Annotated in this window: 10 protein-coding genes; 2 read left to right on the forward strand and 8 right to left on the reverse strand. The window is 44.0% G+C overall.

The genetic code is table 11. From position 1 onward, the window contains the following. Positions 1-4: 4 nt before the first annotated feature. From lpdA to HMPREF1534_RS01195, 3 genes are all read right to left on the reverse strand, one after another. On the reverse strand, positions 5-1,345 hold the full coding sequence (lpdA, locus tag HMPREF1534_RS01205) for a dihydrolipoyl dehydrogenase (RefSeq protein WP_005945021.1): 1,341 nt from the start codon (positions 1,343-1,345) through the stop codon (positions 5-7). Between the two features lie 18 nt (positions 1,346-1,363). Continuing rightward, entirely contained in the window at positions 1,364-1,768 is a 405-nt protein-coding gene (locus tag HMPREF1534_RS01200) for a PH domain-containing protein (RefSeq protein WP_005945024.1), read from the reverse strand. Positions 1,769-1,837: 69 nt separating this feature from the next. Further along, positions 1,838-2,260 carry a PH domain-containing protein gene (locus HMPREF1534_RS01195; protein ID WP_005945027.1) on the reverse strand — a complete coding sequence of 141 codons (423 nt, stop codon included), beginning with the start codon at positions 2,258-2,260 and terminating at the stop codon, positions 1,838-1,840. Between the two features lie 262 nt (positions 2,261-2,522). Between HMPREF1534_RS01195 and nadB the strand changes: the two genes are divergently transcribed. Together nadB and HMPREF1534_RS01185 are read left to right on the forward strand one after the other, a co-directional pair. Continuing rightward, a complete protein-coding gene (gene nadB / locus HMPREF1534_RS01190; RefSeq protein WP_005945030.1) occupies positions 2,523-4,103 on the forward strand; it encodes an L-aspartate oxidase in 1,581 nt (526 codons plus the stop codon). Positions 4,104-4,107: 4 nt separating this feature from the next. Further along, on the forward strand, positions 4,108-6,471 hold the full coding sequence (locus HMPREF1534_RS01185; protein ID WP_005945033.1) for a PDZ domain-containing protein: 2,364 nt from the start codon (positions 4,108-4,110) through the stop codon (positions 6,469-6,471). Positions 6,472-6,679: 208 nt separating this feature from the next. Here the strand turns inward: HMPREF1534_RS01185 and HMPREF1534_RS01180 are convergent, their stop codons facing one another. The 5 genes from HMPREF1534_RS01180 to rbr form a co-directional block, all read right to left on the reverse strand. Continuing rightward, complete coding sequence (locus HMPREF1534_RS01180; RefSeq protein ID WP_005945037.1) at positions 6,680-7,801, reverse strand: Sb-PDE family phosphodiesterase; 1,122 nt, start codon at positions 7,799-7,801, stop codon at positions 6,680-6,682. Between the two features lie 5 nt (positions 7,802-7,806). After that, a complete protein-coding gene (locus HMPREF1534_RS01175; RefSeq protein WP_005945040.1) occupies positions 7,807-8,715 on the reverse strand; it encodes a metallophosphoesterase family protein in 909 nt (302 codons plus the stop codon). A 17-nt stretch (positions 8,716-8,732) separates the two neighbouring features. Next, entirely contained in the window at positions 8,733-10,529 is a 1,797-nt protein-coding gene (locus HMPREF1534_RS01170; protein ID WP_005945043.1) for a RagB/SusD family nutrient uptake outer membrane protein, read from the reverse strand. Positions 10,530-10,557: 28 nt separating this feature from the next. Beyond that, positions 10,558-13,833, reverse strand: coding sequence for a SusC/RagA family TonB-linked outer membrane protein (locus HMPREF1534_RS01165; protein WP_005945046.1), 3,276 nt, complete (start codon positions 13,831-13,833; stop codon positions 10,558-10,560). 266 nt (positions 13,834-14,099) lie between these two features. Beyond that, the gene (gene rbr, locus HMPREF1534_RS01160) at positions 14,100-14,678 is read right to left on the reverse strand and encodes a rubrerythrin (RefSeq protein ID WP_005945048.1); all 579 of its coding nucleotides are present in this window, start codon (positions 14,676-14,678) and stop codon (positions 14,100-14,102) included. Between the last annotated feature and the right edge of the window lie 251 nt (positions 14,679-14,929).

Consider the following 14,929-nt stretch of genomic DNA (forward strand, 5'->3'; position numbering starts at 1 on the left):
ATGTTTACAGTTCTCTGAAGATTTCTCCTACTGTGGGGTGAGGGAACACATATCGTTTCCAATCATCCACTTTCTTGCGGTCTTCGATAGCCATGCCCGCCAACACAATCAACTCGGAAGCAGGATTACCCAGCATGTGGGCACCCAATACCGTTCCGTCGTCGGCAGTCAATACTTTGCAAACCCCGTTTACTCCTTCATTTTCCGCCACAAAGCGACCGGAATATGCCATCGGTAGTTTTATGGTATGATAAGTAATGCCGGCAGCCTGCAGAGCTTCTTCACTCATGCCTGCACCCGCTATCTCAGGATTGGTATAGACTACGCCCGGAATGGCACGGTAACTCATCGCATCTTCTTTTCCAAGAATATGATGAACAGCCACTTCCGCTTCGCGCACGGCCGTATGTGCCAACAATGAGACACCGTTCAAGTCTCCGCACACATAGACACCGGGAACCGAGGACTGCATGTGTTCGTCCACCTTGACGCACTTACGTTCCGTCAATTCCAAATTCAGATTCTCCAATCCGAAACCTTTCATTACGGGGTGACGGCCTACACTCATCAGTAACTTTTCGGCTGAAACACTTCCCGCCCCTTCTGCATTTTCGTAAGAGACCGTTACTCCGTTCTCCTCTTTTGCCACTCCTACCACCTTGGTACTCAGCAGGAACTTAATTCCTTTCTTGGCATACTCGGCACGCAACATTGCCGAAAGCTCCTTATCCATTCCACCGAGGATTTCATCCATCATCTCGACCACAGTAACCTGTACGCCCAAACTATTGAAGAAAGAAGCAAATTCCATTCCGATTACGCCACCTCCGACAATGGCCAGTGAAGCAGGCACTTCCTTATTGTCCAATGCATCACGGTGTGTCCAATAATCCACGCCATCCACTCCCGGAATGGGAGGAATAAATGTATCGCTACCGGTACAAAGCAACAGGTTCTCGCATTCGTAAATCTCCTCGCCGCATTTCACCGTATTCTTGTCTATGACAGTAGCCTCTCCCGTCACTATATTCACCTGATGGGCAGTCAGTTTCGCCTTGATGCCCAACACCAGCTTACGCACCACCTTTGATTTCCGGGCAACAATCTTGCCCAAGTCAAAAGAAGCTTCGGGCACAGTGACCGCATATTTGGAAGCGTGCTTGGCATAATCATACACTTTGGCGGAATAGAGCAATGTCTTTGTGGGAATGCAACCTTCATTCAGGCACACGCCCCCCAGACTCCTCTTTTCAAACAACACAACACTGAGGCCGGCTTTTCCGGCAACTTCGGCAGCAGTATAGCCGGCAGGCCCTCCACCGATAATCGCAATTTGATATTTCATGGTATTTATTAAAATTAATCAGTTCTTTATCAATTCAAAACCTTCGACCGCCAGGCCGGGACATACCTTCTTCAAAGCTTCCACAAACTCCAAAGGCCTGTCGGGACTTATCATCACAAATCCTTGTGCATGTTCAACTTTTATCTTTTGCATCCCAAGGACATGAGGCTGGTAAGTAATTTTCCTGATGCCATCCACACAGAATCTTTTGCCCCATACCGATTTAACTTCCAGCACACCGCTATCTTTAATCGTATAAATAGTCTTCGACTGAGAATAAAACAGCATGAGAGGTACAATTAAACCACCCAAAGCCGTCCATTCCTGCAGCCAAAAAAAGATAACAATCACGACCAATATGGCGACCCCCATTTCTACATATTGCCAATCGGGAACCCATTTTGTCTTAAATACTTGTTCCATGTTTTCCGATTTTAAAGGTTGTATGTCCGAAAGATACTAAAATAACCGGTTTCCTGCTACATATTTTCTTCAAAAAGTATCTTCATCCTCTTCTTTATGTTCCAACCGCCTGACCAATGCATTCATAAATTCCTCAGGCTTCTCCGGCAGAAGGTCTATCACCTTATCATTGTCATAATGCACCAATACATATCGGGTGAATCTCAGGTGTTTCAATCCGAAGAGACGTTTCAGTTCTACATCCGTAATCCGTGAAAGCGGAATGTTTTTCTCCTTCTGGAAACGTCCGTTATAAATCACCAAGTTTCCGTCTGCCGTCAGTGTATAGGTGGAATGAATGATACGCTCTATATTGATAATGACAATCATAGCGAAAAACATTCCTATCAGTGCCGCCCCTTTGTACCAAAAGGCAACCAGCATGATCAAAGTAAACAAAATAAGAAACAAATGAGTTGTTCCTGAAATCTTTACATGGAAAGTCCGATTCATCATAATTTTAAATTTTGGCGCAAGTTAATCATTTGTTCTCAATTATTTTAAAAGAGCTGATTGTTTTTCTTCCATCCCCACAATCACGGAACAAGATTCCCACGACCATAAAACAACAAACGAATCCATTTTAAACGAAAAGAAGAACACCAATAAAATACATATCATACCGTATCTTTCAAAAAAAGGCAGCAAATAACAGCATTAAAATGTACAATGAAAAAAGGTTTTCTTTACCTTTGCAACCATAAATCACATTATCATGGTTAGAAAATTCGATTTCCTTGTGATCGGCTCCGGAATTGCCGGAATGAGCTTCGCACTGAAAGTGGCTCACAAAGGCAAGGTTGCCCTCATTTGTAAAGCCGGGCTGGAAGAAGCCAATACCTATTTTGCTCAGGGAGGTATCTCATCTGTTACCAACCTGAAAGTAGACAATTTCGAAAAGCACATTGAAGATACAATGATTGCCGGTGACTGGATTAGTGACCGTGCAGCCGTGGAAAAAGTTGTGCGCGAAGCTCCATCGCAGATTCAAGAATTAATAAAATGGGGAGTAGAGTTTGACAAGAAAGAAAACGGAGAGTTTGACTTACATAAAGAAGGAGGACATTCCGAGTTCCGTATCCTGCACCATAAAGACAATACCGGCGCAGAAATACAGACAAGCCTCATCAAAACTGTAAAAGCCCACCCCAATATTACGGTTTTTACCGATCATTATGCAGTAGAAATCATTACTCAACACCATTTGGGTATCATCGTCACCCGTCATACTCCGGGCATCAAATGTTTTGGCGCGTATGTGCTGAACGAAAGCACCGGAGAAGTAGATACTTTCTTATCCAAAGTGACTATTATGGCCACAGGAGGCTGTGAAGCCGTTTATCGCAATACCACCAATCCGCTGGTAGCCACCGGTGACGGTATTGCCATGGTATATCGTGCCAAAGGCGCAGTGAAAGATATGGAGTTCATTCAGTTCCATCCCACTGCCCTCTTTCATCCGGGCGACCGTCCCAGCTTCCTCATCACTGAAGCCATGCGCGGTTACGGTGCCGTGTTGAAAAACCAGAGTGGTGAGGAGTTTATGCAAAAATACGATCCGCGTCTGTCTCTTGCTCCGCGTGATATCGTGGCACGTGCCATCGACAGTGAAATGAAACAGCGCGGTGAAGACCATGTTTATCTGGATGTCACTCATAAAGACCCGGAAGAAACCAAGAAGCATTTCCCTAATATATATAAGAAATGTCTCAGTCTGGGTATCGATATCACCAAAGATTATATTCCTGTTGCTCCGGCAGCTCACTATCTGTGCGGAGGCATTAAGGTGGATTTGGACGGACAGTCCAGTATCAACCGCCTGTACGCCATCGGCGAGTGTTCCTGCACGGGACTGCACGGCGGCAACCGTCTGGCATCCAACTCACTGATTGAAGCAGTGGTTTACGCCGATGCTGCGGCCAAACATGCTTTGAGTGTGCTCGACCGGTATGATTACAATGAGGACATTCCCGAATGGAACGATGACGGCACCATGAATAATGAAGAACGTGTGCTGATTACACAGAGCATGAAAGAAGTGAACCAAATCATGGAAGCCTATGTGGGTATCGTGCGCAGTAATACGCGCCTGATTCGTGCCTGGAACCGTTTGGACATCCTGTATGAAGAAACCGAACGACTGTTTAAACGCTGCAAGGCATCACGCGAACTGTGTGAATTGCGCAACATGATTAACATCGGATATCTGATTACGCGTCAGGCAATGGAACGCAAAGAAAGCCGCGGCCTGCACTACACGATTGATTATCCGCATGCTAACGCAGAAAATAAATAATAGAATGAAACGAAGCATTTTGACTCTATGCCTGCTGGGACAAGTATTGTTCCTGTGGGCACAGAATCAGTATTATGTGGCTCCCAATGGAAATGACAATCACGACGGAAGTTTTCAGAAACCTTTCCAAACCATTGAACGGGCACAATTGGAAGCTCGAAAAGCTCAGGGAGAAACAACCATCTATTTGCGTAAAGGTATCTATCGGCTGGAACGCCCTTTAATCTTCACCCCCGAAGACGGTGGAAAAGAGAAACCATTATCCATACGTGCCTTCCGCAATGAACAAGTAACGCTATCCGGCGGAAAAGTATTACACCCTGTGTGGAAGCCTTATAAAAAAGGTATCCTGACAGCTGTTCTCCAAGATGACATACGTCACCCGGATATGCTGTTGAGTAACGGAAACATCCGCCACATGGCACGTTATCCCAATTTCGATTCCACAGCAGTGCGTTTCAACGGTACCTCAGCCGATGCCACCGCTCCCCGGAGGGTAAAGAGCTGGAAACATCCCGAAGGAGGATACCTCCATGCCATGCACATAAGCGACTGGGGTGATTTTCACTACCGCATCACCGGTAAAGACAAAGCCGGAAAACTGATACTGGAAGGCGGATGGCAGAACAACCGCCAATCAGGATTACACGCCAAAAACCGGATGGTGGAAAATATATTCGAAGAATTGGACGCTCCGGGTGAATGGTTCTATCAGGCGGAATCTTCCACCTTATATTATTATCCCATGCCGGACGAAGACGCAGAAACAGCCGTCTTCGAGACTCCCATACTCAAGCATCTGATTGAATTCCGCGGTTCGGAACAACAGCCGGTCACTCACATTACTATACAGGGAATCGAACTGACACAAACATTGCGTACTTTTATGAATAAATACGAACCGTTGCTCCGCTCGGACTGGATGGTCTATCGGGGTGGTGCCGTGGTGTTTGAAGGTACGGAAGATTGCTCGCTGAAAGATTGCTATCTTCATAATTTGGGAGGAAACGCAGTCTTCTTCTCCTGTTATAACCGCCGCTCCACCGTATCGGGTTCTCATTTTACCCGTATCGGAGCCAGTGCTGTTTGCTTTGTGGGAGACCCGAATGCTGTCCGCTCTCCAAGCTTCGAATATAATGAGTTTGTACCGGCCGGGAAACTGGATCGTACACCCGGTCCTATAGGAAATAACTATCCGGCTCATTGTCTGGTATATGACAATCTGATTCACTCCATCGGTCTGTTCGAGAAACAGATTACGGGAGTGGAGCTATCCATGTGCCGACACATCACAGTCAGCCACAATAGCATCTATGATACTCCGCGTGCCGGCATCAACGTCAGCGAAGGAACTTGGGGCGGGCATATCATCGAATTCAACGATGTATTTGACACGGTAAAAGAAACCGGTGACCATGGCTCTTTCAATTCCTGGGGACGTGACCGTTTCTGGCATCCTCACCGACAGGTAATGGATTCGTTGGTAAATGCCGAAGCCTCACTGATTCTGGCAGACGTCACTTCTCCCATCGTATTACGGTATAATCGTTTTCGCTGCGACAGAGGTTGGGACATTGACTTGGATGACGGCTCCGGTAATTACCACATTTATAACAATCTGTGTCTGAACGGAGGCATCAAACTGCGTGAAGGCTTCTATCGGGTAGTAGAAAACAATATCATAGTCAATAACTCTTTCCATCCTCACGTATGGTTTAAGAACAGCGGTGATGTGTTTACCCGTAATATTGTGATGTCTTCTTACCGGCCGATTCAAGTCCGCCATTGGGGTCTGGAAGTGGATTATAACATCTTTACCGACAGCACTGCTTACCAAAAAGCCCGCAAACAGAATACCGATGCACATTCCATTGTATGCACCCCTGCCTTCCTTAACCCGAGCCGGGGAGATTATCGGATTGACAACCATTCGGACGCTGTTTTTCGTTGTGGCTTCCGCAACTTTGACATGGATAGATTCGGAGTTGTCTCACCCCGATTAAAAGCTTTGGCCAAGACGCCCGAATTTCCCAAACCCATTCTCATGGAAGAAGGAAAAGCACATGCCACTATCGAATGGCAAGGACTACAAATTAAAAACTTGGATACCCTGGGCGAACGTTCTGCCACCGGTATGGATACGGAACGCGGCGTTTATGTCATTTCGGTCAATGCACTGGGTAGTGTGTTGCGTGACTATATCCGCCCCAACGATGTGATTTTGGAGCTGGGCGGCAAAACCGTGAATAACCTGGCTGACTTGCAGAAAGCAGTTCAAGAAACAGATTTAAAGCAACCGCAAACCATGGTTATCTTCCGAAGTCAAAAAGAGAATAAACTGACTTTACCGGGAAATTTGCTGAAATGAATATCTACTTCGGATATAAAAAATCATTGTAGTATATCGAGGTATGAAAATGATGGTTTACAAAGAAGTGTAACCCAAAAACGAAGGGAGTGTGTCAAAACGTGGATAATGCTGTCGTTTCGCTCGTAGGGGCGAGGTTCGCTCGCCCGAAAACAGTTGGCTTGTGTCTTCAGGCAGGCAAACCCTGCCCCTACAGCTGACAATTCTATCAGAATAAGGCAACTTGCAATTTCTCACGAGGAGAAACAATCAAGTTCTCCACCTCATATTGAACCTTGCCTGTGTTATTGTCATCTTTAGACAAAACAACTGTCACAGAATGTCTTGCCGGTATCTCTATCCGTTCGGGATATCCTTTCCGAGCTTTATCCACTTTCTTCAATCTGAAAGGTACATCACTACTGTTTTTTATTTCCAGATAATTACGCTTTTCACTGCTATAATAAACCGGACTTACTTGAACTGCTCCCCAAAAGAACTTATCCAAATATTCTTTCTTGCCCATCAAATTATCGTAAAAATAGACCATAGTACGCCGATTAAACAAAGCATCCTTTATTCCCTCCTCTGTCCTTTCTTTAGCCAAAACCAAAGTCATAGGGCGATGAGTGGTTGTTTGAAAATCATACAAACGCTCGATAACATCGTGCACATCTGTATTGCCAAGCAATGTCAGGTTCTTTTCATTGACCCAATCCAAAGCCACCGGATACCACTCGAACTCATTGAACACTTCAATGCCGTTCAACCACCCTTTCTTGTATAATTCCTCGTGCACATCGTGCCACTTGATTTCGTTCACTCCCCATCCCGGATGATTCCACTGGATGAACGCTCCCTGATTGTGCGCTTCCTCGATGGCTTTCATATAGTCTTTTTGGTCGAGCACATTCAGATCTTCCACAAACAAAGCATTCAAATGTCCGGGAGGCATGGAACGGGTAATTTCTCCTCCCTTTATTAAAATGATATTTCTCCGGAAAGCCTCTTCACGAGCAGCATCAAACGAATAATTGTGATTACCTGTCTGCAACCCCCGGCGAGCCGGCTGGCCCTCAATATGATCAGTTATTGCAATGGCGTCCAATCCTTCTTCCCATGCCTCCTGCACACGAAGCGAAGGCCACACAATACCATCGGAAAAAATAGTGTGGATATGAAAATCACACTTCAGCAACTGATAGTCATCGATTTGTGGCAGACATATTTCATGACGCGCCTTTATACGTTCTTTACCTACTTTGACTTCCTTGGGCAATGCTTCCTGAGCCTGCACACCTATCTGACCGCACAACAAAGCTGCCAGTATCCATACATTTCTTGTTTTCATATACATTAGTTATTATTATTTCCTACACTCCATCCATAATCCACATATTCCCAACTGAAACGGTTATTCTCGTCCACACGAACTAGCAAATAACCTTCTTCCGTTTCAAGGAAAGCGCCTCCCCACCAATATGCCGACACTGCTCCGGCGGTGACAAACCAGCGGTTTCTTTCCTGAATTTGCTCGTAAATATGCTGATGTCCTTGAAGGACAAGCTGCACATTATAACCATTCAGCACCTCAAAAACGTCCTTAGTGTTGCATATCATGTCGGCTCCCTTGAAATTACCTTCCACCACCGGATAGTAAAGCGAAAGCATAGGCACATGAATGGATACTACCACCGGAACTTCTTTTCCCACTTTTTGCAAATCGCTTTTCAGCCATTCCATTTCTTCAGGGCTTACCGAATAAGGGCCTTTTTCGCAAGGGAAAAGACCGTTTAGTGTAATGAAATGCACTCCTTTATGGTCGAAAGAACCGAATGTGTTTCCAAAGTACTTTTCAAACAAGCCGAATCCCAATGTATCCGTCTCGCCATTCCGACGATAATAACGGTCATGGTTTCCTATCGTGAAATAAAGCGGGATTCCAGCCTCATCTACAATCGACTTGAAACGTTCATGCAAAGAATCTGCCGTATGCTCTGCATCTCCCAAAGCATCGGTATCCGCATTATCTCCTCCAAACAAAATAAAGTCCACCCTTTTGTTCTTTGCGTCAGACAATGCCATGCGCAAAGCAACATCACCATTGCCACGATTATCCTTGTTCAAATGAACATCTGTAAAATAAGCAAAGGTAAACTTCTCTTTCACTTCCGGTTCTTGCCCGGGTTTCACTTTGTTTGCACAACTGCCCAACAAAAATAAAAAGGCAGCCGACAAAAACCAATTCAAACAATTTTTCTTCATAACTATTCTTATATTTATTATTCCCAACCAAATAATTGAGGACCCAAATTCGGGTTCAAATCCATTTCATGCTTGGGCACCGGACGATAATAGTATTTAGGCTCTTGAAAAGTACCCATATCTTTAATGGTTAATATATTGCCTTTGGTTCCTTCGCGCAAATAAACCGTTGCATTTACATCGTCAATGCTTCCTGTTCTGTAGTACACCAGTTTCTCTCCCAACGAATTGGTTTCCTTATCGGCCTCGGCAGGAATGTTCGCATCCGAAGGAATCAAATAAATGTCTTCTATACCGTCACCCGTCAAGTCGTATTTGCCCAATCCCGGAAAATAAAGTCCTTCCGGTTCCTTTTCCAACAATTTTCCGGCTTTCCAGCGCATCAAATCGTCAAAACGGAATCCTTCAAATACCAGTTCCACCCGACGTTCGCGACGTATCTCCAACAGCAAAGGAGACACTCCGGGAAAAGCTTCCTGCAAAGCAGGGTCAGCCTGCGGAGAAAGCAACATGTGAGGCATACCGGCACGGTCGCGGATTAAATTGATTGTATTATCCAAATCACTCTGAGTCAGTTCATTCAGTTCGGCACGTGCTTCGGCATAAGTCAACAACACCTCGGCATAACGAATGACCGGATAGTCAATGCTGTAATAATAATCTTGATCCTTGTTGTTGATAAAACCTTTTATTTGATGATAACCGGAGAAATTCTTATTCAAGTTCTGCACATATATACCTGCACCGGGTGCATAAGTCATGGTATTCACCAATTCCCACCCCGGATAAGCCAATGTTTGGCTCATACGAGGATCTCTATTCTGAAACTCCTCGACAAATTGCTTGGTCTCATATCCCGGCTGGGCAGAATAGTAAGAGCCGTCACTCATCAAGTAAGCCTGCACCAAGTCCTTGGTAGGACAAGGGATATAATTTCCGAACATATAAGCCCAGAATCCGTTGCTAGCAGTAGCTTTTTCATAATAGTGGGCCTGAATTATCTCAGGATTAGTAGTCAGATCCAACGAATTGAACAAGGTTGAGTAATCACTTTCAGGATTTCCCGTATTATATAAACTGAAACCACCCTCTTCCATAATCTGCGATGCAGCATCCACTGCTATTCTAAGATAAATATCTGCCGTATTCTGCAAATTCAATTCTTCGTGATATTTGCGGTATGTACCTTCATAAAGCGCATGACGTGCCATGGTAGCCAGCACAATCCATTTGTCTATGGTTCCTTTGGGTTGCCCTGTTTTTACATGCTCTGCTGCAAACTGATAGTCTTCGAATATCTTGGTAACCACATCCTCCCGTTTGTCACGCCCTTTGTATAAGTCCTGGTCATCAGTGGTCAATGTCTTATCATACCAAGGAACATCCGAAAAACGCTTCACCATATCCATATAAAAGGCAGCCCGGTAGTAACGGGCTATTCCCTGATAATGTGCAAGCACATCGGAAGGAACGACAGCCTTTTCGCAACGTTCCAAGAAGAAATTGATATTGTACAGGCGTTCCCACGACCAACCTGCAGAAATAGTTACCGACGTAGGATTGGCCGAAGTCATGATGTTCTTTACCTCTACATTATCTGTAGTAGCCTGGTCATCTGTACCGGCATCTGCCGTATAGTTATAACCAGGTGTGTTGATCAAGCCATAACAATACATTTTCAAATCTTCTTCCGTATTGAAATAACTGTCCGCACCTATTTCTGTATGAGGCTGACGGTCCATAAAGGCATCATTGCATGAAGTAGCCAACAAACCTGCTACCAAACTAAGCCATATATAAAATCTACTTTTCATTATCATGTTTCTATTAAATATTTCTTTTTTAGAGAGTTACATTTATACCAAACGAATATTGGCGGTTGAACGGATAGACATATCCGTAAGAATCGGAATTGGTTACCGCTTCGGGATCGAAATATTTCTTCAGCCCGCTCCATTCAAAGAGATTGTCGCCACTGACATAAATACGAACACGGTTCAAGTGCGTCTTCTTAGTCCAACGGGCCGGTAATGTATATCCTATCGTTATATTCTTAATTCTCAGATAAGAACCGTTCAACATATAGTTGGTTTGCGGAATGGCAAGCCCCATACCGTTAATGCCTGTTCCCAAATTCTTATCGGCCAGCCAAGACTGGAACACCGGATATTTAGAATCCAGATTCTGATTAGCCAAGCCCGCATTGATGTAAGACTGGGAATGTTTGGCCATTTCTACATCGCTGTCTGTCGTAGGGCGATAGAAATCAAAAGCATGCACCTGTCCGCCGGTATACGGTTGTTGGTAGAAACTCCAATATAGATAGCTGACAGGGTAATAATCGCGCTTGCCTATTCCGTGCAAGAAAGCCGATACGTCAAACCCGTTCCATTCTGCATTCAGGTTTAAACCAAAACGAAAGCGAGGTGATGAATTTCCTATAACACTCAAGTCACCCGGTTTGTCTACAGTAGTACCCTTCGTTATGCGCTGGTCGCCATCCAAATCTTTGTATTTAGGCCATCCTTCCACGATTTCCAATGCACCCCAAGGTATAATTTCTGTTTCATCCAACGCAGCAATTTCTTCCTTGCTCTTGAACAGCCCATCACTTTGCAATCCCCAAATTTCGCCCAATTCCTGTCCTTCATAATATTGACTAAGGTTTTTGGTAGGATTGTCAAACTTTGTAATCCATGAACGATTGTCGGACAATACGAAGCGTGCCCCCCAATTCAGAGGTTTACCTTTCAGTTGAAACTCATCCCGATAAGCGACAGACAATTCCCATCCTCTTGTCTTCAGGTCGGCGGCATTCTCTTTCGGCTCTGTCTTGCCCAACACACCCGGCAATTCTTTTCCTAATGTAAGCATTCCCTTTGTATCACGACGGTAAATGTCAAAAGAGACCACCAATTTATTGTTCCACAACGCCAAGTCAATACCTCCGTTCAATGTACGCACCTGTTCCCAAGTGTAATCGGGAGAAACCAAGCCCGGAGCTGTAACGGTTTGTTGCAATTTTCCATCAATCAGGTAACTGCCCAATGACGAATTCATAGAAGGAATATATCCATATTCGGTTACCAGCTGATTGCCCAATGAACCATACGAAGCACGTATCTTGAATTGTGAGAATAAAGACCGGAGCGGTTCAAAGAAAGGTTCCACATCGACACGCCATGCTACCGAACCCGAAGGGAAAAAGCCATATCGTTTGTTTTTGGGGAAACGTGAAGTTCCATCATAACGGCCGTTCAATTCAAAAATATAACGGTTGTCATACATATAATTAGCACGGAAAAACAAGCCACGAATAGCCCAATCCTTATAAGTTTCGTCTACATACTGTTCGCCTGAGGACAAGCCGATGGAAGGCAAAGAGGTAGATATGATGTCGTAACGGTCGGCAGTGAATTTGTCCCAACGGCTATATTCTTGATTGAAACCTAACACACCGCTCACCAAATGCTTGTCGAACGACTTGGTCAACGTGGCATACAAGTCAAGCACGGTATATAGTTCGGAAGTACTGCCTTTGTAAGCACGGCTTGTACCCTGTTCGCGAACATCATCCGGTCCGTAGCCAATGCGATACTTAGTCTTATACCAGTCGTAATCTTCATGGCTTTTTGAAAAAGTAAAGTTAGCGTTCAGCACCAACATTCTTTCCCAAAAATTCATTTCGGCCGAGAAAGTACTTTGCAAACGGTCGTAAACGGTTTTCTCCTCGCCTCCGTCCACCAATTGTGCCAATGCAATACCCAGTTCACTGTTTGCCCATGTACCGTCGGGGTTCACGTCCATGTCGTGAGGCTCTGCATCGTAAAAATCACTCAAATTATAATAACTCGGTTTTTTACGGGTAGTAGAGACAAAAGAGGTATTATTGGAAACAGACAACCAGTTCCAAATCTGATAATTAACTTTGCCTCGCATACTGTAACGAATATACTTGTCATTTTTTACCACACCTGAGAAAACACCGTCTTCACTGTCCACACCTCCCGACAAATAAAACTTGGTTTTCTCTGTCGCACCGGAAATGGAAAGCTGATGTGCCTGACTGAATGTACTCTTATCCAGAAAATAATTTGTCCAGTTGCGATTACCCATATACTCCCACTGCGTGTTGTCCAACGGATTCAGGCGTATGGCTTCCGTTCCATCGGGATTGTCAGAACGTTGACGTGCCCACTCCAAACGCTCGTCACTGGTCACATGACCGGAGCTCCAAGGAGTGTTTAACACCGCAATGTTCTTCAGTTTCAAATAAATATAAGGATCGGAAGTTTTTTCAGTCAATGAAGAAGGACGCTTCCACGAGAAATTATTGTTATAATTCACCTGAATTCTATCGCCCTTCCCTTGCTTGGTCGTAATCAAAACAACCCCAAAAGCGGCACGGGCACCGTAAATGGCAGCCGAAGAAGCATCTTTCAATACCGAAAGACTCTCTACATCTTCGGGTAACAAGCGATTCATCTCTTCAGCATCCGAAGCTACGCCATCTATCAGAATCAGCGGAGAACCACCGTTGATGGAAGCTTCACCACGAATATTAATATTGGCAGCCTGTCCCGGCTCTCCACTGGTAAAATCAACATTCAAATTAGGTACCATTCCCTGCAATCCTTTCGACAAATCCGTCATAGGTCGTTGCTCCAACTGGGTTGAAGTGATTTGGTCTACCGACCCCGAAAGATTGGCTTTCTTCTGAATACCGTATCCCACGACCACTACCTCACCAAGCGTTTCCGTATCGTCTTCCAGTTCTATTTTAAAAGATGTTTTCCCATTCACCGCAATAAGTTTGTCCCGATATCCCACATAACTTACCACAATTACGGCATCAACAGGAATGGAAAGTGTAAACTTTCCGTCTACATCGGTTATTGTTCCGTTTCCACTTTCTTTTTCACGAATCGTTGCACCAATCAATGGTTCGCCATTGCTGTCCACAACAACTCCAGACACCTGAATTTTTGTACGAACCTGTTCTGTAATAGGACTTTCCTTCATTTTATCATCAGCAACAGCATAAGGCACAGCCAATCCCCACATACCTGCTGATAACAACAGAATATTCCTAAACCACAAATAATTGAACTTTCCCATAAATACTTTAGATTAATTTGCCGCAAAAGTACAGTCGGGACGTTACGATGGCATGAACAGCCAATTTCATTATCTTAACCGAATGGTTAATTTTATATTACAAAAGCATTTGTTTTAATTTCAATCGGGCATTATAAAAAAACTCCAAAGTCTTTTCAACCCTGCATCATTACGCTTAAATCATACAGGATATTCTAATGAAACAAAAATCCGGCTTCCCCCAATCGGGAGAAGCCGGACACGGTAAACGGATAATTCTATCTCAATTAATAATTGTTCTTCTTTACTTCAAAGTAAGCCTGCGGATGCAAACATGCCGGACATACTTCAGGAGCTTCTGTACCTACATAAATGTAACCACAGTTACGGCACTGCCATACAGTCTCTTCTGCTTTTTTGAATACTGTACCTTCTTCCACATTCTTCAATAAAGCCAAGTATCTTTCTTCATGGCCCTTTTCTGCTTCAGCAATTCTGCGATACATCGTAGCAATAGCAGGAAAACCTTCCTGATCGGCCACATCAGCAAAGTGAGGATAATCAGTCGTCCATTCTTCATTTTCTCCGGCAGCAGCGGCTTTCAGATTTTCCATTGTTGTACCGATCATACCTGCAGGATAGCTGGCAGTAATTTCTACCATACCACCTTCCAACCACTTAAACATACGTTTTGCATGTTCCTTTTCCTGATCAGCTGTTTCTGTGAAAATAGCAGCGATTTGTTCATAACCTTCTTTTTTTGCAGTACTTGCAAAATAAGTATAACGCATTCTAGCTTGTGATTCACCTGCAAATGAAGTTAACAAGTTTTTCTCTGTCTGTGTACCTTTAATGCTCTTAGCCATAATTATTTGTTTTATTGGTTAGTTATTATTTTATTACCCTTGCCTTATACCACAAAGATATATATTATATTTCAAATTTGTATTTATTACAATTATAATTTTATGTTTAATTAAACATTCTATTTATATAAAATAAACGCAATACGGCTTGAATATGTTCATCAACTACAAAAGTTTCTTAAACAAGAAAGCTATTTATGCTCAAACTCCCCAATAATATACGAAGAACACCCTTCATGCAACAAAAATAA

The organism is Phocaeicola massiliensis B84634 = Timone 84634 = DSM 17679 = JCM 13223 (assembly GCF_000382445.1).
In the GTDB taxonomy this organism is placed as follows: domain Bacteria; phylum Bacteroidota; class Bacteroidia; order Bacteroidales; family Bacteroidaceae; genus Phocaeicola; species Phocaeicola massiliensis.

Coding starts and splice junctions, on each gene's coding strand:
- HMPREF1534_RS01200 (WP_005945024.1), bottom strand. CDS start 1,768: ATGGAACAAGTATTTAAGACAAAATGGGTTCCCGATTGGCAATATGTA.
- HMPREF1534_RS01175 (WP_005945040.1), bottom strand. CDS start 8,715: ATGAAGAAAAATTGTTTGAATTGGTTTTTGTCGGCTGCCTTTTTATTT.
- HMPREF1534_RS01185 (WP_005945033.1), top strand. CDS start 4,108: ATGAAACGAAGCATTTTGACTCTATGCCTGCTGGGACAAGTATTGTTC.
- nadB (WP_005945030.1), top strand. CDS start 2,523: ATGGTTAGAAAATTCGATTTCCTTGTGATCGGCTCCGGAATTGCCGGA.
- HMPREF1534_RS01195 (WP_005945027.1), bottom strand. CDS start 2,260: ATGAATCGGACTTTCCATGTAAAGATTTCAGGAACAACTCATTTGTTT.
- HMPREF1534_RS01180 (WP_005945037.1), bottom strand. CDS start 7,801: ATGAAAACAAGAAATGTATGGATACTGGCAGCTTTGTTGTGCGGTCAG.
- HMPREF1534_RS01165 (WP_005945046.1), bottom strand. CDS start 13,833: ATGGGAAAGTTCAATTATTTGTGGTTTAGGAATATTCTGTTGTTATCA.
- HMPREF1534_RS01170 (WP_005945043.1), bottom strand. CDS start 10,529: ATGAAAAGTAGATTTTATATATGGCTTAGTTTGGTAGCAGGTTTGTTG.
- rbr (WP_005945048.1), bottom strand. CDS start 14,678: ATGGCTAAGAGCATTAAAGGTACACAGACAGAGAAAAACTTGTTAACT.
- lpdA (WP_005945021.1), bottom strand. CDS start 1,345: ATGAAATATCAAATTGCGATTATCGGTGGAGGGCCTGCCGGCTATACT.